The sequence below is a fragment of the Sphingopyxis sp. genome, assembly GCF_050916055.1.
Taxonomy (GTDB): Bacteria; Pseudomonadota; Alphaproteobacteria; order Sphingomonadales; family Sphingomonadaceae; genus Sphingopyxis.
In genome coordinates, this window is record NZ_CP051527.1 from 476289 (window position 1) to 494918 (window position 18630).

The window sequence follows — 18630 nt, forward strand, 5'->3', positions numbered from 1 at the left end:
GACGGCAGCCTCGAGGGCAATCTCGCGACCCTCATGGTCACCGCCCCGATCGCGATCGTCCCGAACGGCCGCAAGGTGAAGGACAGCGAGCCCGTTATCAACACCAGCCGCAGGACCTATCACATCGAGCTCCGAGCCACGCCGGCTACCTACATGGCGGGCGTTTCCTGGTCATATCCGCAGGACGAGTTGATCGCGCTTCGCGCCGCGGAGACCGAGCGCGAGAGGATAGCACCCGTCGCCGGCGGCATCGACTTTGCGGCGCTGAACTTTGCCTACCGGATTTCGGGGGACAAGGTCGCCTGGCGGCCGCAGCGGGTCTTTGACGATGGCCGCCAGCTTTTCGTCGAATTCGGCACGAGTGTCGTGACCGCTGAAATGCCGCCGCTCTTCATTCTCGGCGACAAGGGCGCGGCCGAACTCGTCAACTACCGCGTCCAGGGCCGCTTCATGATCGTCGACCGCCTCTTCGAGCGCGCCGAGCTTCGCCTTGGCAGCGGGCGTGCCGCTAAGTCGGTCCGCATTGAGCGCGATGCGCCGCGCCGCCGGAGCGCCAAGTGACCGCGCCCGAACGGGAAGGCGAGGCGGCGCCTGTCGAGGAGGAACGGCCTCCGGCGGCGGTGGCTCCTGCCAGCCCCGACGGCTTCCGTCTCGAAGGCGAACTGCCGCGGGTCATGCGCCTGTCACGCAAGACCCTCGCCCTAGCGGGCGGGGCGGCGGGGCTCGCGATCGGCGGCGCGCTACTCTGGGCATTGCGAACTCCCGACCCCAAGCCCGCGCAGGAACTTTATGAGGTGACGAATCCCAATCGGGCTGAATCGATCACCGGAGGACCAGCAGATTATGGCTCGATACCGAAACTGGGGCCGCCGCTTCCCGGCGATCTTGGAAGGCCGATCGTCTCGGCGCAGAATGCCGGGGAAACCGTACCCGTGCCCGGTATGGCGCAGCCGCCGGTCGATCCCCGGATCGCGGCGGCCGAACAGGCGCGGCAGCGCGCCTTGCAGGAGCGGGAGGCGGCGCAGGCGAGCCGGCTCTTCCTTGGCGGAAGCGGTGGTGCACCGCTACGCGAGACTGCGGCCGAGATCGCCGCGGCGCCGGCTTCCGCCGAAGCTGCGGCGGAGAAGCCTACGATCGCCTCGGCGCGGCGAAAATTCATGGCGGGCGGTGGTCGGCCTCCGATTGAGAGCAGCGAGCCGATCGTAGCACCGAGCTCCCCCTTCATCCTGCAGGCAGGCGCTGTTATTCCAGCCGCGCTCATCACGGGCATACGCTCCGACCTGCCTGGTCAGATCAGCGCGCAGATCACGCAGAATGTCTTCGACAGCCCAACCGGCCGCATTCTCCTGATCCCGCAAGGCGCGCGCCTCGTTGGCGAGTATGACAGCGAGGTTGTCGCCGGGCAGAGCCGCGTGCTTCTCGCATGGGACAGGCTCATCCTTCCGGGAGGTCGGTCAATCAGGCTCGACCGCCAGCCCGGCGCCGATGCTTCAGGCATGGCGGGCATCGAAGACAAGATCGACAATCATTGGGGCCGGATGCTGCGCGCAGCTCTGATCTCTTCGCTTCTCGGCGTCGGCACCGAATTGGTGTCGGGCGGCGACAGCGACCTCGTGCGCGCTTTGCGCGCCGGGGTGCAGGACGGGACGAACGAGGCGGGGAGGCGGGTTGTCGAGCGCGAACTGTCCGTCCCGCCGACTCTCACAATTCGCCCGGGCTTCGCGTTTCGCGTCATCGTCACGCGCGATTTGATCTTGGAGCCGATCGACCTCGGGGCTGCGCGATGACGAAGCTTCGTCTCGGGCCAATCACCGAAGAGAAGCCGGTGAAACTTACGCTCGAGATATCGGGCTCATTGGCGCGCGACCTCGCGGATTATGCCGAGATCCATGCCAAGCTGACAGGGCTCGCATCGCCGTTGACGCCGGAGAAGCTGATCCCGCCGATGATCGAGCGCTTCATTGCCGGCGACCGCGAATTCATCAAGCAGCGCCGACGGACGTGATTTCCGATGACCGAGCGGATTCTTCGCCTTGCAACGGTTCTGGACCGAACGGGCCTGTCGCGCTCGGCGCTCTACCGCAAAATTGCTGAAGGCAGCTTTCCCCGCCAGATGAAGCTCAGCGTCCATAGTTCAGGGTGGTATGAGTCAGCTGTCGAACGTTGGATCGCTGATCCTATGGGCTATTGGGAGGAACCGCGCTCGCGTGCAGGCGGCTCCGCATACTAGCGGCCATCGCGATGACTGTCTGCAACGGCTTATGACGGGTCCTGCCAGCCCCTAATTGTCCTCACTTTCATGCGTTTTTGAACGGCTCGTCGCACGCCAGAATCATTTGGTCGAAAATGCCGAATTCGTCCCAGAAAGTCCCACTACAGCCCATGAAACTGGCGGTAGAAGTTGGGGTAGGACGCACTTTTTCGGGTCTGTAGTTGTTATATTTCAAACACTTAAATGGCCCCCTCGAGTCCTACTGCCCCTGCCAGGTCGAAGAATGAGGCCACGTCCTCGCCCGCACGGCGGGCCTGAAGTCCGGGACGGCCCGGCGGCATCTGCCAAGGAGGCTGCCGCATGGCCTGGATCTATCTTTTCATCGCCGGTCTGTTCGAAATCGTCTGGGCGTTCGCGCTCAAGCAGTCGGATGGCTTTACCCGCCCCGGTGCCGCGCTGGTGACGGTGGCGGCGATGGCGGTCAGCATCATATTGTTGGCGGCCGCGATGAAGTCGCTACCGCTCGGCACCGCCTATATGGTGTGGACCGGCATCGGCGCGGTCGGCGCCTTCGTCGTCGGCATCGTCGTCCTCGGCGAAGCGGTCAGCCCGGTGCGCATCATCGCCGCGCTGCTCATCGCTGCCGGGCTGGCGCTGATGAAATGGTCGGCACCGGCCTAGCGTCGGGACGCTAAGCGACCGCGCACGAAAAAGGGCGGCGATCCCTGCGGACGCCGCCCTTGATGTCGTGCGGAACGGCGAAGCTCAGGCTTCGGCCATGTCCTCGTCATACTGCTCGACCGGGCCCGAATCCTGGCCCTTGGCGTCGACGTCGCGGTCGACGAACTCGATGATCGCCATCGGCGCCGCGTCGGAGGCGCGGATGCCGGCCTTGATCACGCGGGTGTAGCCGCCGTTGCGGTCCTTGTAACGCTCGGCCAGCGTGTCGAACAGCTTCTTGAGCTGGGTCTCGTCGAGCAGGCGGCTCTGCGCGAGGCGACGGTTGGCGAGGCCACCGCGCTTGGCCAGCGTGACGAGCTTTTCGATATAGGGACGCAGTTCCTTCGCCTTGGCGACGGTCGTCGTGATCTGCTCATGCTTGATGAGCGCCGCCGACATATTGCGGAACAATGCCGTGCGATGCGCGCTGGTGCGCTGCAGCTTCCGGCCACCCGATTTATGACGCATAATCCATTCCTTCGTTTGTCAGAGGGGCCGTGTGAGGTACCCCAAGCCAGGTCGATTGCGGGCCGACCCATTCCCGTTGGATGCGCCCCGGCGAACCGGGGCGCTATCTCGATTAACCCAGCAGCTCTTGTTCGAGCTTCTTGGCCATTTCTTCGATGTTTTCCGGCGGCCAGCCGGGGATGTCCATGCCCAGGCGCAGACCCATTGACGACAGCACTTCCTTGATTTCGTTCAAGGACTTGCGGCCGAAGTTCGGGGTGCGGAGCATTTCGGCCTCGGTCTTCTGAACCAGGTCACCGATATAGATGATGTTGTCGTTCTTCAGGCAGTTCGCGCTGCGGACCGACAGTTCCAGCTCGTCGACCTTCTTGAGCAGGAAGCGGTTGAGTTGGTTGACGTCGCTCTCGTCGGCGGTGGTCGGCGATGCCGCCATGCCGATCATGCCGCTGTCGTTCATGGCTTCTTCGAAGTGGACGAAGACCTGCAGCTGGTCCTGGAGGATGCGTGCGGCATAGGCCACGGCGTCTTCCGGGGTGATCGTGCCGTCGGTTTCGACGGTCAGGTTCAGCTTGTCATAGTCCAGTTCCTGCCCGATGCGGGCATTGTCGACCTTGTAGGCGACCTGGCGCACTGGCGAGTAGAGAGAGTCGACCGGGATCAGGCCGATCGGCGCGTCGATCGGACGGTTGGCGGTCGCGGGGACGTAACCCTTGCCGGTGTCGGCAACCAGTTCCATGTTCAGCGTCGCACCGTCGTCGAGGTGGCAGATGACATGGTTCGGGTTCATCACCTTGATGTCGCCCGACACCATGATGTCGCCGGCCTTGACGGTCGCGGGACCGGTCGCCGAAAGCTGAAGCCGCTTCGGGCCTTCGCCTTCCATCTTGAGCGCGATCTGCTTCACGTTGAGGACGATGTCGGTGACATCCTCGCGCACGCCGGCCAGGCTGCTGAATTCATGCAGGACATTCTCGATCTTGATCGAGGTGATCGCCGCACCCTGGAGCGACGAGAGCAGCACGCGGCGCAGCGCATTGCCGAGCGTCAGGCCAAAGCCGCGCTCAAGTGGCTCGGCGACGAAGGTCGCCTTGCGCTTGCCGTCGCTGCCGGACTTGATTTCCAGGTTGCTGGGCTTCTTCAATTCCTGCCAGTTGCGGATGTTGACAGTCATGGTCTTCCCTTTGCTTTTGGCGGGACGGGGCGGGGGCGGAAACCGACCGGTCCGGCGTTAGGAGATGGCGGACACCGTCCCGGATGGGACGGGGTCCGAAGCAGACGTCAGACGCGGCGGCGCTTGGCCGGGCGGACGCCGTTGTGCGGGATCGGGGTCACGTCGCGGATCGAAGTGATGTGGAAACCGACCGCCTGCAGCGCGCGCAGCGCCGATTCACGACCGGCGCCGGGGCCCTTGACTTCGACTTCCAGCGTGCGGACTCCATGTTCGGAGGCCTTCTTGCCGGCGTCTTCGGCACAGACCTGCGCGGCATAGGGAGTCGACTTGCGGCTGCCCTTGAAGCCCATCATGCCGGCGCTCGACCAGGCAATCGTATTGCCCTGCGCGTCGGTGATGGTGATCATCGTGTTGTTGAAGGTCGCGTTGACGTGGGCAACGCCCGACGAGATATTCTTGCGTTCGCGCCGACGAAGGCGCTGCGGTTCACGAGCCATGATGAAATCCTAACCTAATCCTGAAACGCCGGTGGCGGGCGGTGCGCCGCTGCCCCGGCTGGGGAAACAAGGAAGCGCGCCGTGCCTTGAGAAAGGGGCGGGCGCGCTCGGACCTTATTTCTTCTTACCGGCGATCGCCTTGGCCTTGCCCTTGCGGGTGCGGGCGTTGGTGTGCGTGCGCTGGCCGCGAACCGGCAGGCCCTTGCGATGACGCAGGCCGCGGTAGCAGGCGAGGTCCATCAGGCGCTTGATGTTCATCGCCGTGGTGCGGCGCAGGTCACCCTCGACGGTCAGGTCGGCGTCGATCGTTTCACGGATCTGCAGGACTTCGGCGTCGCTGAGGTCCTGGACGCGGCGCGTCTGGTCGATGCCCAGCTTGGTGGCGATGTCGACTGCGGTCTTGCGACCAATGCCGTGGATGTAGGTGAGCGCGATGATCACGCGCTTGTTGGTGGGCAGATTGACGCCCGCGATACGTGCCATTGGTAACTTTCTCCTGCTCCACGGGGCCGTAGGCAATCGGCCCCATCTCAAAGCGTCTGATTTCCAACGCAAAAAAACGGACCACGATGCGCGAGCGCGCTTCGCCGTCCGGTCAGGCTGTCGGAATAGGAGCGCCGTTACGGCGAGTCGGGCCGAAAGTCAAGCGCGCCGCGGGCGTTTGGCCGTGTTTCGGTCTCGGTCGAGTCCGCTGCGCCGCCCCACCCGATCTAGGCGGTAAGCGCGACCGCGCGGTCGTGCAGGCGGCCGACGACGGCCCGGTGGATGCCGGGGGCGCAGGCTATGACCCCGAACGCCTGCGCGCGCGGGGTGTTGAAGACCAGCGGCTCGCCGAACGCGTCGGTCACCGCGGCGCCAGCCTCGGTCGCGATCAGCGCCGCCGCCGCCACGTCCCATTCATAGCCCCAGCGCAGCGTCGCGACCAGATCGGCGCGGTCGTCGGCGACCAGCGCGATGCGCAGCGCAATGCTGTTCGGCTTGGTCACCATGATCAGGTCGCGGTCGATTTTCGGCAGGCTGTCGGCGGGGACGCGCGACCCGTCGAAGATCATCCGCCGGCTGGCGCGCAGCGTCTCGCCGTTCAGTGTCGCGCCCTGGCCGCGCTGCGCAACCCACAGCTCGTCGAGCGCGGGGGCATAGAGCACCCCGAGCTCGGGGGTGCCATCGACGACCAGCGCCACCGACACGCACCAGCCGGGGCGGCCACGGATGAAATCGCGGGTGCCGTCGATCGGATCGACGCACCACATCGCGCGGCAGGACAGCCGGTCTTCATTGTCGGCGGTCTCTTCGGACAGCCACCCCGCTTCGGGCACCATCGCGCCGAGCACCGCCTTCAGCCGCGCATCGACCGCCATGTCGACGTCGCTGACCGGATTGTCGTGCGACTTGTGCCACACGTCGAGCGCCTTGCCCTCGCCGCGCCAGCGCGCCATCGCCATGTCGCCGACCTCGCGCGTCGCGGCGATCACGGCTTCCAGGTTACGGGCGGGCATGGCGCGCGGTTCAGCTGCTGGCGACGGTCATGCCGTCGATGCGCAGCGTCGGGACATTGATGCCGTGGCGAAATTCCAGGTCGTCGGCGGGGACCAGCGCCGCAAACATGTCGATCAGGTTACCGGCGACGGTGAATTCGGCGATCGGCCCGGCGATCCGGCCATCGCGGATCACGAACCCCGACGCACCGCGGCTATAGTCGCCGGTGACCGGATTGACGCCATGGCCGATCAGTTCGGTTATATAGACACCCTCGGCGATGTCCGCGATCAGCGCCGCCGGCGTCGCGGTGCCGGGGGCGAGATGCAGGTTGCTCGCCGAAACGCCCGACGCGCCGCCGCCGCGGCTCGCGTGGCCGGTCGGCGCCAGGCCGAGCTGTTTCGCCGAGGCGGTGTCGAGCAGCCAGCCGGTGACCTTGCCGCCCGTGACGATGTCGCGCGCCACGGTCGGCAGCCCTTCGCCGTCGAAGGCCCGGCTTCGCAGACCGCGCAGGCGGTGCGGCTCGTCGCGGATGACGATGCTGCTGTCGAACAGCCGCTCGTCCTGCTTGCCCAGCAGGAAACTGGTGCCGCGCGCGATTGCCGGGCCGGCGATTGCGCCGAGCAGGTGGCCGACGATGCTGCTGCCGACGCGCGGATCGATGACCATCGGCACCTTGCCGACAGGCGCCTTGCCCGGATTCAGCCGCGCGACCGCGCGGGTGCCGGCGCGCGCGCCGATTTCGCCGGCGCTTTCCAGGTCGGCGAGGTAATGCGCGGTGTGCCAGCCATAATCGCGCTGCATCGCGGCGCCTTCGCCGGCGATGACGCTGGCCGACAGGCTGTGGCCGCTCGATCCATAGCCGCCGGCAAAGCCGTGGCTGGTCGCAAGTGCGAAGCGGGTGCGGCTGTGGCTGGCGCTGCCCCCCTCGCTGTTCGTCACCCCCGCGACGCCGCACGCGGCTTCCTCGACTTCGAGCGCCGCCGCGCGCAGCGCCTGCGGATCGGCCTCGCTGCCGTCGTCGAGATCGAGATCGGGCACCGCGCCGCGGAACAGCCGCTCTTCGGGCGCCAGCCCGGCATAGGGGTCTTCGGGGGCTTCGCGCGCCATCGCGACGCAGCGTTCGACCAGCTTGGTCAGTTCGGCGGCGTCCATGTCGGCGGTCGACACGCTGGCGCTGCGCTGGCCGACGAAGACGCGCAGCGCGATGTCCTGGCCTTCGGAGCGCTCGACATCCTCGAGCGCGCCAAGCCGCATCGAGACCGAGGTCGCGGCGTTGCAGTAATACAGTGCGTCGGCGGCGTCGGCGCCGGCCTTGGTCGCAGCGGTGCACAGCAACTGCGCACGGTCGAGGGCTTCGGGAACGGTCAGCATCGCCGCGCCCTATACGGCGCGCGGCAAGGCGTCAAAATCAAAGTCGGACGCTGGTGCCGATCAGCGCGTGATGGCGGCGATCGCGTCGGTGGCGGCCATCGCGCCGCTGACCCACAGAAAGGGCAGGGTCAGCGCTGCAACCCACAGGCGCCGGACATCGCGGCGAAAGCGCGCGTGCAGCCCCCAGCTGGCGAGTGCCTGGCGGCTGAGGTGATACCAGCGGCGCTCGACCGACCGCGTGATCGGGACCGCGAGTGCGAGCAGGACGACCAATGCGACGACGATCAGTGCCGACGGCGCCCCGGCGGCAATCGCGCTCGACACGAGCCAGATCTGGATGGCGGCGAAAGCGACGAGCGCGGTCGCGGCGTGCAGCGTCATGCGGCGACCCAGACTGCGCGCCGCGGGCACGCTGGAGGTCGAGCGCCGAAACAGGCGCGGTCCGAATGTCGATGCCATTATCAGCCTCCCCGGCCGGCGATTCCCAGAACCGCCACGATTTGCCCCAATTATTCCCAAGTCAAGACAGACTGACCGCGATTCGTTAATTTTTCCATTCGATTCGGCGCAGATTCGTCACCAAACCGCGTCGGAACGAAGATTCGAACCTCCAGCGGGTCCGATGGGGCGGTCGTCGACGGTCGGCAACGGTTGGTCGAAGCTTGCATCCATCGCCGCTGCCGATACCGTCTATCCTCTGCCATCTGCCTGACAGAAACGGGGACATCATCATGCGTCATCTTGCTTTTCTGGCCGCGCTCGCGCTGCCGCTCGCGCCCGCCCTCGCTGCCGAGGGCGACAAGCCCGCGGTCGAACCCAAACCCGCGGCGCTGATCGCCGACGGCGTGCCCGAAGTCCCCGCCGAACTGACCGCGGCGACGCGTCCCTATATGGAAAATCGCGGCGCCGGTTTCGTCGGCTGGAACCCCGTCGATAAATCGATGCTGATCGCGACGCGTTTCGCCAACACCAGCCAGATCCACCGCGTCGCCCGCCCGATGGGCGCGCGCACCCAGCTTACGTTCGAGGCCGAGCCGGTCGGTGGCGGCAGCTGGTCGCCCAAGACCGCCGACGTGATGCTGGTCCAGAAGGATATCGGCGGCAACGAATTCTATCAGATCTATGCGATGAACAACGGCCGCCTCGACCTGCTCACCGACGGCAAGAGCCGCAACGGCCTCAATGCGTGGAGCAAGGATGGCAAGCTGGTCGCCTTCACCTCGACGCTGCGCAACGGCCGCGACAGCGATATTTATGTCATGGACCCGCGCGATCCGAAGACGCGCCGGATGGTCGCCGAGGTTCAGGGCGGCGGCTGGGGCCTGCTCGATTTCGCGGCGGACAAAAGCTGGGCGCTGGTCGGCAAATACACCTCGGTCCAGAAAGCCGATCTGTTCCGCCTCGACCTCGCGAGCGGCGCGATGGCGCCGATCGGCGATCACAGCAAGACGGTCGCACTCGGCGGCGCTGCCTTTGCCCCCGACGGCACGATCTGGATGACCAGCGACGAGGGCAGCGATTTCCAGCGGCTCGGCACCCTCGATCCGGCGACGGGCAAATTCACGCCTAAGGGGCCGGCCGAGACGTGGGATGTCGACACCTTCGACATTGCCGAAGACGGCAGCTTCATCGCCTATGTGGTGAACGAGGCGGGGATGTCGAAGCTGCGCCTGTTCGATCCGAAAACCGGTGCGGTGCGGACTGTCGACAAGCTGCCGCCCGGCATCATCGGCGGGCTCGAGATCGCGCCGTGGGGCGAGATCGGCATCACCTTCACCTCGGCGCGCAGCGCTGCCGACGTGTTCAGCGTCGATCCGAAGACGCTGGGGGTCACGCGCTGGACCGAAAGCGAAACCGGCGGCCTCGATGTGACGCAGAATGTCGAACCCGAACTGGTCAAGGTGAAGAGCTTCGACGGGCTCGAGGTCTCGGGTTTCCTCTACCGTCCCGATCCGGCCAAATTCCCGGGCAAACGCCCGCTGATCATGAGCGTGCACGGCGGGCCGGAGGGGCAGTCGCGCCCGGGCTTCATGGGGCGCAGCAATTATATGCTGAACGAGATGGGGATCGCTCTTTTCTACCCCAACGTTCGCGGCTCGACCGGCTATGGCAAGACCTTCGTCAGCCTCGACAACGGCCCGTTCAAGCGCGAGGACAGCGTCAAGGACATGGGCGCCTTCCTCGACCTGCTGGCAAAAGACAAGGCGCTCGACGCATCGCGCTTCGGGCTGACCGGGGGCAGCTATGGCGGCTACATGTGCTATGCCGCCGCGACGCATTATGCCGACAAGCTGCGCGCGAACCTGTGCATCGTCGCGATTTCGAACTTCGTCACCTTCCTGGAAAACACCCAGGAGTATCGCCGCGACCTGCGCCGCGTCGAATATGGCGACGAACGCGTGCCCGAACAGCGCGCCAAGCTCACCGAAATCTCGCCGCTGACGCGCGTCGCCGATATCAAGAAGCCGCTGTTCGTCGTCACCGGCGCGAACGACCCGCGTGTCCCGGCGTCGGAGGCCGATCAGATCGTCGCGGCGGTGCGGGGGAATGGCGGCACTGCCTGGCACCTCGTCGGCACCAACGAAGGCCACGGTTTCGCGAAGAAGGAAAACGCCGACTATAATTTCTGGACGTCGCTGCTGTTCTGGCAGCAATATCTGCTGAACTGAGTCGTTCCAAACGCCGTCAACACGAGCGGAGCAAATTGCTGCGCTTCGCTCGCAATGACGAATTAAAGTATCAGTTCTGCGGCGGGACCGGCAGCGGTTCGGCGTCGGCTTCGTCGGGTGCCGTCGGCATCGGCGCTTCGCCGCTGGCCTGGCGTTCGAGTTCGGCGGCGGCCTGCTGGCGTTCGGCCAGCGCCTGTTCCTCGGCGACCACCGCGGCCTCGACCTCGTCGGCGGCGGCGTCGATGCCCGCGATGCGCTTGGCGCGCTCGTCGGCGATCATCGCCTGCCAGTCGGTCTTGTCGGTCGCCTGACGTTCGGCGCGCGCGCCCGCGACCAGCGCCTGGGTGCAGCCGGTAAAGCCGCCAAGCCCGGTCGGCGAACAGCTGTCGGTGCCGAAGCGGCCGATACGCTCGACCGCGACCACCTTGTTCGCCCACGCTTCGTTGCGCACGTCGAGCGGGTTGCCGCGCAGCATTTCCGGCACGCGGTAGCGCTCGCTTTCGGGCAGCTTTGCGCAGACCAGGATTTCGTCGGGCGCCCCGCGCGGGCATTGATCGTCGCCATAGACGACGACTTGGTTGACCTTTTCGGCGTCGACCGGCGCCTCTTGCGCCGCGGCGGGTACCGAAAGGGCGCTACCGGCGAGGATCAGCGCGAACAGGGGCAGGCGGGTCATCGATTTTTCCTTCATTCTTCGCGCGGCCCTGCCACGCGAAAGCTGCATCCGCCCTGAACGGGGCGCGATACTGCGGCCTTATCAGATACGCTTGGACAGCGCGATGGCTGCACGGCATCCTGCACGGATCGCGAAGCTGAGCAGCGGATAACCCGGCGCGCTTTCGGCGCCGGCGGCGAGCGCTGCCTCCTTATGCTCCAGCTCTTCGGCGCGGAAATCGGCGACCGCAGCGCTGAGTTCGGGGTCGCTATCGCCCAGCGCGTCGAGTTGATGGCTATAGTGACGATCGATCTCGGTCTCGACCGCTGCGGTGCACGCCATCGCGGCGCGCGGACCCATCGCGGCGGTCACCGCGCCCAGTGCAAAGCCCGCGACGTTCCACACCGGTTGCAGCGCGGTCGGGCGGACGCCGCGCCGCGCGACCATCGCGTCGAAGAATTTGCGGTGGCGGTCTTCCTGCTCGGCCATATGCGCGATCTCGCGCGCCATCGGGTGGCGGTCGCCCATCACCGCGAGCTGGCCAGCATAGATGCGCGTCGCGCCATATTCGCCCGCCTGGTCAACGCGGATCATCGCGGCGGTCGACCGGTCGGTGGGGGCGGGGGTGTCGGTCATGCCGCCGATGTGGTCCGCCGCCGCAGCAGGGTCAAGACGAGCGCCGCCGCGCCGAGCGAAAAGATCGCGTTGAACCCGGCGAGCGAGATGCCGCCGAGCGTCCATTGCGGCACGTCGCAGCGGATCAGCGGCGCGTTCATGATCGCGTCGAGCGACACCGGGCCACCGGCACCGCTGGCGCAGGTCGTCAGCCCTTCCCACCAGCCATATTCGACCCCGGCGTGAAAAATGCCGATGGCGCCGCTGATCGCGATGGCGAAGGCGGCAAGCGTGGTGAGCGCCCGCATCGCCGTGTCATTGCCGCGCAGCAGCAGCGCGAGTAGCGCCAGAACGATCGCCGCCTGGTGCGGCCAGCGCTGCCAATAGCACATTTCACACGGCGCCAGGCCAAAGCCATATTGCGACACCAGCGCGCCGCCATAGAGGAGCAGCGGCGCGGCGAACGCGACGATCGGCGCGGCGAGGCGCGAATTCAGCATCGACGGACAGTCCTCAGTTGCGGCGCGTCGGCTTGGCGGCGGGCGCCTTGCCCTGCGCCATGCGCGGTGCGGTCGGGCTGATGCGGCCGATCGTCTGCAGCGCATAATGCAGCTGATAATCCTCGATCCCCTTGGCCTTCAGCTCTTCGGCGGTCGCGGTAAAGCGCGGGTCGGCCTTCTCGTCCTTTTCGAGCAATCCGTCATCGACCTTCTTTTCGTTGATCAGGTGGCGGCGCAGGTCGCTTTCGCGGAACTTCGGCCGCGAGGCATAATCGGGGTCGGTCAGCTGCGGCACCTGGATGTCGGGATCGATCCCGCCCTCCTGCACGCTGCGTCCCGACGGGGTGTAGTAACGCGCGGTGGTCAGACGCAGCGCGGTGGTGTCGGTCAGCGGCAGCACCGTCTGGACCGAGCCCTTGCCGAAACTGCGCTCGCCCATCACGACCGCGCGATGCTGGTCCTGCAACGCGCCGGCGACGATTTCGGAGGCCGAGGCCGATCCCGAATCGATCAGCACGACGACTGGCGCCCCGCCGGCGAGGTCGCCCGGTTCGGCGAAATAGCGTTCGATATCGCCCTTTTTCCGGCCGCGCTGCGACACGATCTCGCCGCGTTCGAGGAACAGGTCGCTGATCCCGACCGCCTCGTCGAGCAGCCCGCCCGGGTTCGAGCGCAGGTCGAGCACCCAGCCGCGCGGCTTGCGGCCGAGCGATTTTTCGACCGCCAGCATCGCGGCGCGCAAATCGGTGGTCGCGTCGGCAGAGAAGCTGGCCACCGTCAGCACGCCGACGTCGCCGTTTACTTCCCATTTCACCGGTTTCAGGTCGATGATCTCGCGCGTCAGGGTCAGCTCCAGCGGCTTGTCCTGCCCCTCGCGCACGACCGTGATGTCGATCGTCGTGCCCGGACGGCCGCGCATCTGTTCGACCGCCTCGTCCAGCGTCAGCCCGAAGATCAGTTCGCTGTTGATATGGGTGATATAGTCGCCGGACTTGATCCCCGCTTTGTCGGCGGGGGTGTCCGCGGTCGGGGCGATCACCTTGACGACGCCGTCCTCCATCGTCACCGACAGCCCCAGCCCGCCATATTCGCCGTCGGTCTGGGTCCGAAGGTTCGAAAAACCGCGCGCGTCGAGATAGCCCGAATGCGGGTCGAGGCTGGCGAGCATGCCGTTGATCGCGCCTTCGATCAGCTTGTCGTCGGTGACCGGCTCGACATAGTTGGACTTCACCTCCAGAAACACGTCCATGAAGCGCGAAATCTCGTCGGTCGTCGAGGCGTCGACGGTGGCCATCGCGCCCGTCGCGAGCGGCACCAGTGCCAGCGTGCTCAGGGCGGCGGCGCCCTGCCACAGCGCAAAGCGGCGCTTGGGGGAGGCGGGAGTCTGGGTCGATTCAGTCATTATCGTCTTTCAGCCATGCGGGCACGTCCCGCCTTATAAACCCCGGCGCGCGATCCTCCAACGCATTTGCGCCGCCGTCAAGCACGCTATCCCGATACGGTGCAAGTCGCGAACTGCGGCTTAACGCGGCGCGCTATCCCAGCATCGCGACCAGATCGACCGGCCGCCCGGCGCGGCGCAGTTCGATCGTGATCCGGCTGTCGTCCGATCCGGCGCGGCCGATTGGCGCGCCGGCATCGATGCTGTCGCCGACCCCCACCGACAGTGCGATCATCCCGGTCAGCAAGGTGGTCCAACCGCCGCCGTGATCGACGATGACGATCTTGCCGTAACCGCGATAATCGCCGGCATAGCTGACGCGACCGGGCGCCGGGGCGACGACCTGGCCGCCCGGCCGGGCCGCGATCGTCACCCCGCGCGAACGCACCCCGCTTGCATTGACCTCGCCCAGCCCGGCGACAATGCGCCCGACGACCGGCAGGCGATACGCGCCGCGGGCCAGATCGGCCTCGGGTGTAGGCGGCGGGATGGCGCCCGGAGCTGTCGCGGCCGGGTCGCGCGGCCGCGGCAGCGGCCCGGCAAGCTGGGCCAGTTCGGCACGCACCGCGCCATCGGCTTCCAGCGCATCCATCAATTCGACGATGTCGCGCGCCTTTTCGCCGAGCCCGAGCGCGCGGTCGGCTTCCAGCCGGGCGCTGCTCATCAACTCGCGCGAACGCAGGCGTCCTTCGTTTTCCAGCCGGGTCAGCGCGCCGCGCCGTTCGGCGAGCTGCGCCTTGCTGCCCGACAGCGCGCGCAGCGCCACGGCCTGCTGCGTCTGCGTCGTGCGCAGCGCCGCCAGTTCGCGGCGGACTCCGGCGGTCCGGCGCTCGATTACCGGCACGATCGCGTCGAGCACCGCGCGGGCATGGACCATGTCGGTCAGCGACCCCGGCTGCGCGAGGACGCTGACCGGCGGCTGGCGCGACAATTGTTGCAGCGACGCGGTGAGTTCGAGCAGCGGCTGTTGCTGCTCGGCAAGCCGCGCCTGTTGCGCGGCGAGCCGGCGGTTGACCAGCGACACGCGCGCCTCGCCGGCGCTGATATCGGCCTCGGCCGACTGTATCCGCGCGGCGAGCGCGGCGCTGCGTTTCTTCAGCCGGTCGGCCTCGCTGCTGGCGGCGCGCGCCTGCGTCTCCAGCGCCGCGCTGCGCCGCATCGCGGCGGCCGATTGCTGCTTCGCGGTGACCAGCTGCCGCCGCTCGCGGTCGGCGATCGCGGCGGGGTCGAAGACGTCGCTCTGGGCCACCGCCAGCGCGCCCAGCGCAAACGCCCCGGTCAGCGCCAGCACGGCGAGCGTCCGCCTCATTGCCGGCCCTCGCGGTGATAGGGGTGGCCTGCGATGATGCTCGTCGCGCGCCACAATTGTTCGGCCAGCATCGCGCGCGCCATCAGGTGCGGCCACGTTGCCCGGCCAAAGGCGATGACCTTGTCGGCACCCTCGCGTTCTTCGGGGGTAAAGCCGTCGGCGGCGCCCAGGTAAAAGCGCGCCTCGCGCACCCCGCCGTCGCGCCAGGTCTCCAGCAATCGGGCGAATTCGAGCGATGACAATTGCTCTCCGCCCTCGTCGAGCAGGATCGTGCGGCTGTTGTCGGCCGCGGCGGGGCTGCGCCCGCCGGTATCGGGAAGTTCGGAAATCTTCTGCGCCCAGGCGACGCGCTTCATATAGCGCTCGACCAGCTCGGCCTCTGCGCCGCGCCCGATGCGCCCGCGCGCGATGATGTGCAGCAACATGGGTTTTTGTTCACCTTCGGTGAAAGCGGCACCAGCCCGCTCCCCCTCCCGGCCTCCCATAGGCTACTATCGTTAGGGAGGCCGGGAGGGGGAGCGGGCTGGTGCCGCTTCTGTCGGGCTTTAGGCCGAACAGATCAAAAACGTCAATTCGCGGCGGCGACCGGCGGCGCGTCGCCGAACGACCACATGCGCTCGAGGTTATAGAAGCTGCGCACCTCGGGACGGAACAGGTGGACGATCACATCGCCGGCGTCGAGCAGCACCCAGTCGGCGTTGGGCAACCCCTCGACCCGGACCGGGCGTCCGGCTTCCTGCTTGATCCGCTGCGCCAGCTTGTCGGCGATCGCCGACACATGGCGCGTCGAACGGCCGCTGGCGATCACCATATGGTCGGCGATGCTGCTCTTGCCGGCAAGCGGAATGGAAATGGTTTCCTGCGCCTGGTCCTCGTCCAGCTGGTGGAGGATCAGCGCGTGGAGCGCGTCCACGCTATCGTTTGCGGATGCGGCGCCGGGCGCGGCATCCTGGTTGGCGGAGATCAAATGCGTCCTTTCTCAATCGGGGCCACAAGGCGCGAACGGGTCAGCGGGTCGCGCAGGGCGCGGCCTTCATAGCGTTCGAACCAGCGGGGGTTGGCCTGCCGTATCGCAGTTGCGGATCGCACATCGGGCGAAAATCGCAGGAACACGAGGGCGGGCGGTCTCCAGTCCGTCCAATGCAATTTCTGGTCCGCGGGCCGGACGAAGCGCCGAAGCCAACCCATCGCACGTCTTGCATGGGCGCGGTCGTTATAGCCCGGACGCGCGACAACCGCAATCGGCATGAGTCGCGCGATCCCCCGCCAGTCGCGCCATTGGGGCAATTGAACCAGATTGTCGGCCCCCATGATCCAGATGAACTGCCGATCGGGATAGCGGCGGACGAGTTTTTTGAGCGTATCGACGGTGTAGCGGGTGCCGAGTTCGGCCTCGATCGCGGTCGCGCGAATCGGAGCACGCCGCGCCATCCGCCGTGCCGAAGCGAGCCGTGCGGGGAGCGAGGCCATGCCGGCTTTGGGCTTCAGGGGATTGCCCGGCGACACCAGCCACCACAGCTCGTCCAGCCCCAGCGCGTCGATGGCATTCAGGCTGATCGCGCGATGTCCGCCATGCGCGGGATTGAAGCTGCCGCCGAGGAGGCCGGTCGGGATCACTTTACCGGGTGCCAATCTTCGCGATTATGGCGGACGCGTACAATCCGGATGTCGGCCTTTTCGACGCGATAGAAAAGAATGAATGGTGTCGTGCGAACCGGCCATTTGCGAAAGGGCAGTTGGTCTAGAGGAGCGCCCACGCGCGGGTTGGCGAGCAAAAATCGAGCGGCTTCGACGACCGCGTCCGAAGATTGATCGGCAAATTCCGGGTCGATCGATCGATAATGGTCGTCAATGCGTGCAAGATCTCTTCGAGCGGGTCCCGACCATTTGATCAGCGCCATTAGCCTGCAGCACGCCTCTGCCGGGCACGGCTGGCTTGGCGCTCAGCCAACCAAAGTTCCATCTCTTCCTGGGTATAGTAATCGCCGTTGGTGATGGCATCTTCGCCTTCTTGCAGAAAGGCCAGCATCGCCGATTCCTGCTCAACATAGTCGAGCACTGCCTTGTTGACGAACCATGCGCGACTGCGCCCCTGCGCTGCGGCGAGCTTGTCAACGAGCGCTAAAGTCTCGGTGTCGACACGGGCGGAGATGACCGATTGCTTGCTCATATACTCAATGTATCATTTGTATACAAATGATTCAAGGACGCGTCTGACCACTCCCGCGTACCAGCCATTTGTACGTCGTCAGCCCTTCCAGCGCGACCGGGCCGCGCGCGTGCAGCCGCCCCGTCGCGATGCCGATTTCGGCGCCCAGGCCGAATTCGCCGCCGTCGGCAAACTGGGTCGAGGCGTTGTGCATCACGATCGCGCTATCCACCTCGGCGAGGAAGCGATCGGCGGCGGCGGCATCCTCGGTGACGATCGCATCGGTGTGGCGGCTCGAATGCGCATCGATATGTACCAGCGCGCCCTCGACGCCATCGACCATGGCGATCGAGACGATCGCGTCGAGATATTCGCAGTCCCAGTCGCCATTGGATGCGGGTTCGACATGCGGACTCAATTCTGCGACGCCCTTGTCACCGCGCACCTCGCAGCCCGCCGCGACCAGCGCGTCGATGATAGCGAGCGGTGCGGGGTAGGCGCGGTCGATCAGGATCGTCTCGGTCGCGCCGCAGACGCCGGTGCGGCGCATCTTGGCGTTGACGGCGAGGTCCACCGCCTTCGCCGGATCGGCGGCGCCGTCGATATACAGGTGGTTGATCCCGTCGAGATGCGCGAGCACCGGCACGCGGGCCTCGTCCTGCACCCGCGCCACCAGCCCCTTGCCGCCGCGCGGAATGATGATGTCGATCAGCCCCTGTGCACGCAGCATCGCCCCGACCGCGGCACGGTCCTGCGTCGGCACCAGTTGCACCGCATCGGCGGGAAGCCCCGCCTCGACCAGCCCCGCCGCGAAGGCGGCATGGATCGCGCGGTTCGAATGCACCGCCTCGCTGCCGCCGCGCAGGATCACGGCATTGCCCGCCATCAGCCCCAGCGCCGCCGCATCGGCGGTCACATTGGGCCGGCTTTCATAGATGATGCCGACGACCCCCAGCGGCACGCGCACCCGGCTCAGCACCAGCCCGTTGGGGCGGATCACCCGGTCGATCTCGGCGCCCGCCGGATCGGGCAACGCGGCGACCGCGTCGATCGCCTCGGATACCGCCGCAAGCCTGCCTTCGTCGAGCCGCAGTCGATCGAGCATCGCGCCCGACAGGCCGCTCTTCTGTCCCGCCGCCATATCCTCGGCATTGGCGGCCACTATATCGGCAACGCGGGCGCGGATCTGCGCCGCGGCGGCGCGCAACGCTGCGGCCTTGTCCGCCGTCGCCGCGACCGACAACCGCTTGGCGGCGACGCGCGCCCGCGCGCCCATGGCGGCGATCAGCGCGGCGGTATCGCCGGGCAGCGGCGGTGCGGTCAGGGCTTCGGCGGTCATGCCCGCTGCCCTATCATGCTTTGCGCGGGGTAAGA

General features: G+C 66.8%; 23 protein-coding genes and 1 pseudogene. 6 read left to right on the top strand and 18 right to left on the bottom strand.

The window, feature by feature from the left end; all coding sequences use genetic code 11:
- Nucleotides 1–93: 93 nt before the first annotated feature.
- From HEQ22_RS02265 to HEQ22_RS02285, 5 genes and pseudogenes are all read left to right on the top strand, one after another.
- A pseudogene (locus tag HEQ22_RS02265) lies at nt 94–561 on the top strand (TrbG/VirB9 family P-type conjugative transfer protein); the annotation flags it as partial.
- Nucleotides 558–1787, top strand: a complete 1230-nt coding sequence (locus HEQ22_RS02270) for a TrbI/VirB10 family protein (RefSeq protein ID WP_432769583.1) — start codon at nt 558–560, stop codon at nt 1785–1787. The pseudogene HEQ22_RS02265 and the gene HEQ22_RS02270, both read left to right, overlap by 4 nt.
- Nucleotides 1784–2005, top strand: coding sequence for a DUF2274 domain-containing protein (locus HEQ22_RS02275; protein ID WP_432769584.1), 222 nt, complete (start codon nt 1784–1786; stop codon nt 2003–2005). The genes HEQ22_RS02270 and HEQ22_RS02275 overlap by 4 nt, the downstream gene beginning before the upstream one ends.
- A 6-nt stretch (nt 2006–2011) precedes the next feature.
- On the top strand, nt 2012–2230 hold the full coding sequence (locus HEQ22_RS02280; protein ID WP_432769585.1) for a helix-turn-helix transcriptional regulator: 219 nt from the start codon (nt 2012–2014) through the stop codon (nt 2228–2230).
- A gap of 342 nt (nt 2231–2572) precedes the next feature.
- A complete protein-coding gene (locus tag HEQ22_RS02285) occupies nt 2573–2893 on the top strand; it encodes a DMT family transporter (protein ID WP_432769586.1) in 321 nt (106 codons plus the stop codon).
- Nucleotides 2894–2977: 84 nt separating this feature from the next.
- Here the strand turns inward: HEQ22_RS02285 and rplQ are convergent, their stop codons facing one another.
- From rplQ to HEQ22_RS02320, 7 genes are all read right to left on the bottom strand, one after another.
- Nucleotides 2978–3400 (bottom strand): 50S ribosomal protein L17, encoded by a 423-nt coding sequence (rplQ, locus tag HEQ22_RS02290; RefSeq protein WP_432769587.1) that lies wholly within the window; start codon nt 3398–3400, stop codon nt 2978–2980.
- 112 nt (nt 3401–3512) lie between these two features.
- A complete protein-coding gene (locus HEQ22_RS02295; RefSeq protein ID WP_432769588.1) occupies nt 3513–4571 on the bottom strand; it encodes a DNA-directed RNA polymerase subunit alpha in 1059 nt (352 codons plus the stop codon).
- 107 nt (nt 4572–4678) lie between these two features.
- The gene (gene rpsK, locus HEQ22_RS02300; protein WP_137753126.1) at nt 4679–5068 is read right to left on the bottom strand and encodes a 30S ribosomal protein S11; all 390 of its coding nucleotides are present in this window, start codon (nt 5066–5068) and stop codon (nt 4679–4681) included.
- A 114-nt stretch (nt 5069–5182) separates the two neighbouring features.
- Nucleotides 5183–5551, bottom strand: coding sequence for a 30S ribosomal protein S13 (gene rpsM / locus HEQ22_RS02305; protein WP_432769589.1), 369 nt, complete (start codon nt 5549–5551; stop codon nt 5183–5185).
- Between the two features lie 227 nt (nt 5552–5778).
- Nucleotides 5779–6564 (bottom strand): inositol monophosphatase family protein, encoded by a 786-nt coding sequence (locus HEQ22_RS02310; RefSeq protein ID WP_432769590.1) that lies wholly within the window; start codon nt 6562–6564, stop codon nt 5779–5781.
- 10 nt (nt 6565–6574) lie between these two features.
- A complete protein-coding gene (locus HEQ22_RS02315; protein ID WP_432769591.1) occupies nt 6575–7918 on the bottom strand; it encodes a TldD/PmbA family protein in 1344 nt (447 codons plus the stop codon).
- Between the two features lie 60 nt (nt 7919–7978).
- Nucleotides 7979–8377, bottom strand: a complete 399-nt coding sequence (locus HEQ22_RS02320; RefSeq protein WP_432769592.1) for a hypothetical protein — start codon at nt 8375–8377, stop codon at nt 7979–7981.
- Nucleotides 8378–8649: 272 nt separating this feature from the next.
- Between HEQ22_RS02320 and HEQ22_RS02325 the strand changes: the two genes are divergently transcribed.
- A complete protein-coding gene (locus HEQ22_RS02325) occupies nt 8650–10587 on the top strand; it encodes a prolyl oligopeptidase family serine peptidase (protein WP_432769593.1) in 1938 nt (645 codons plus the stop codon).
- Nucleotides 10588–10657: 70 nt separating this feature from the next.
- Here HEQ22_RS02325 and HEQ22_RS02330 read toward each other — a convergent pair whose 3' ends face one another.
- The 11 genes from HEQ22_RS02330 to HEQ22_RS02380 all read right to left on the bottom strand — a co-directional run bounded on the left by HEQ22_RS02330 (nt 10658) and on the right by HEQ22_RS02380 (nt 18595).
- Nucleotides 10658–11263 carry a hypothetical protein gene (locus HEQ22_RS02330; protein ID WP_432769594.1) on the bottom strand — a complete coding sequence of 202 codons (606 nt, stop codon included), beginning with the start codon at nt 11261–11263 and terminating at the stop codon, nt 10658–10660.
- Nucleotides 11264–11344: 81 nt separating this feature from the next.
- The gene (locus HEQ22_RS02335; RefSeq protein WP_432769595.1) at nt 11345–11878 is read right to left on the bottom strand and encodes a demethoxyubiquinone hydroxylase family protein; all 534 of its coding nucleotides are present in this window, start codon (nt 11876–11878) and stop codon (nt 11345–11347) included.
- Nucleotides 11875–12357: a disulfide bond formation protein B gene (locus HEQ22_RS02340; RefSeq protein ID WP_432769596.1), complete on the bottom strand. Its 483-nt coding sequence runs from the start codon at nt 12355–12357 to the stop codon at nt 11875–11877. Before HEQ22_RS02340 ends, HEQ22_RS02335 begins: the two co-directional genes overlap by 4 nt.
- Before the next feature lie 13 nt (nt 12358–12370).
- Nucleotides 12371–13759 (bottom strand): S41 family peptidase, encoded by a 1389-nt coding sequence (locus HEQ22_RS02345; protein WP_432769597.1) that lies wholly within the window; start codon nt 13757–13759, stop codon nt 12371–12373.
- 133 nt (nt 13760–13892) lie between these two features.
- Nucleotides 13893–15107 (bottom strand): murein hydrolase activator EnvC family protein, encoded by a 1215-nt coding sequence (locus tag HEQ22_RS02350; protein ID WP_432769598.1) that lies wholly within the window; start codon nt 15105–15107, stop codon nt 13893–13895.
- The gene (locus HEQ22_RS02355) at nt 15104–15532 is read right to left on the bottom strand and encodes a 23S rRNA (pseudouridine(1915)-N(3))-methyltransferase RlmH (protein WP_432769599.1); all 429 of its coding nucleotides are present in this window, start codon (nt 15530–15532) and stop codon (nt 15104–15106) included. The genes HEQ22_RS02350 and HEQ22_RS02355 overlap by 4 nt, the downstream gene beginning before the upstream one ends.
- A 143-nt stretch (nt 15533–15675) precedes the next feature.
- The gene (gene rsfS, locus HEQ22_RS02360) at nt 15676–16074 is read right to left on the bottom strand and encodes a ribosome silencing factor (RefSeq protein ID WP_432769600.1); all 399 of its coding nucleotides are present in this window, start codon (nt 16072–16074) and stop codon (nt 15676–15678) included.
- Nucleotides 16071–16724, bottom strand: coding sequence for a nicotinate-nucleotide adenylyltransferase (locus HEQ22_RS02365; protein ID WP_432770925.1), 654 nt, complete (start codon nt 16722–16724; stop codon nt 16071–16073). Before HEQ22_RS02365 ends, rsfS begins: the two co-directional genes overlap by 4 nt.
- Nucleotides 16721–17008, bottom strand: coding sequence for a type II toxin-antitoxin system RelE/ParE family toxin (locus HEQ22_RS02370; RefSeq protein WP_432769601.1), 288 nt, complete (start codon nt 17006–17008; stop codon nt 16721–16723). Before HEQ22_RS02370 ends, HEQ22_RS02365 begins: the two co-directional genes overlap by 4 nt.
- Complete coding sequence (locus HEQ22_RS02375) at nt 17008–17277, bottom strand: CopG family ribbon-helix-helix protein (protein ID WP_432769602.1); 270 nt, start codon at nt 17275–17277, stop codon at nt 17008–17010. The genes HEQ22_RS02370 and HEQ22_RS02375 overlap by 1 nt, the downstream gene beginning before the upstream one ends.
- A gap of 31 nt (nt 17278–17308) precedes the next feature.
- Nucleotides 17309–18595 (bottom strand): glutamate-5-semialdehyde dehydrogenase, encoded by a 1287-nt coding sequence (locus HEQ22_RS02380; protein WP_432769603.1) that lies wholly within the window; start codon nt 18593–18595, stop codon nt 17309–17311.
- Nucleotides 18596–18630 lie beyond the last annotated feature (35 nt).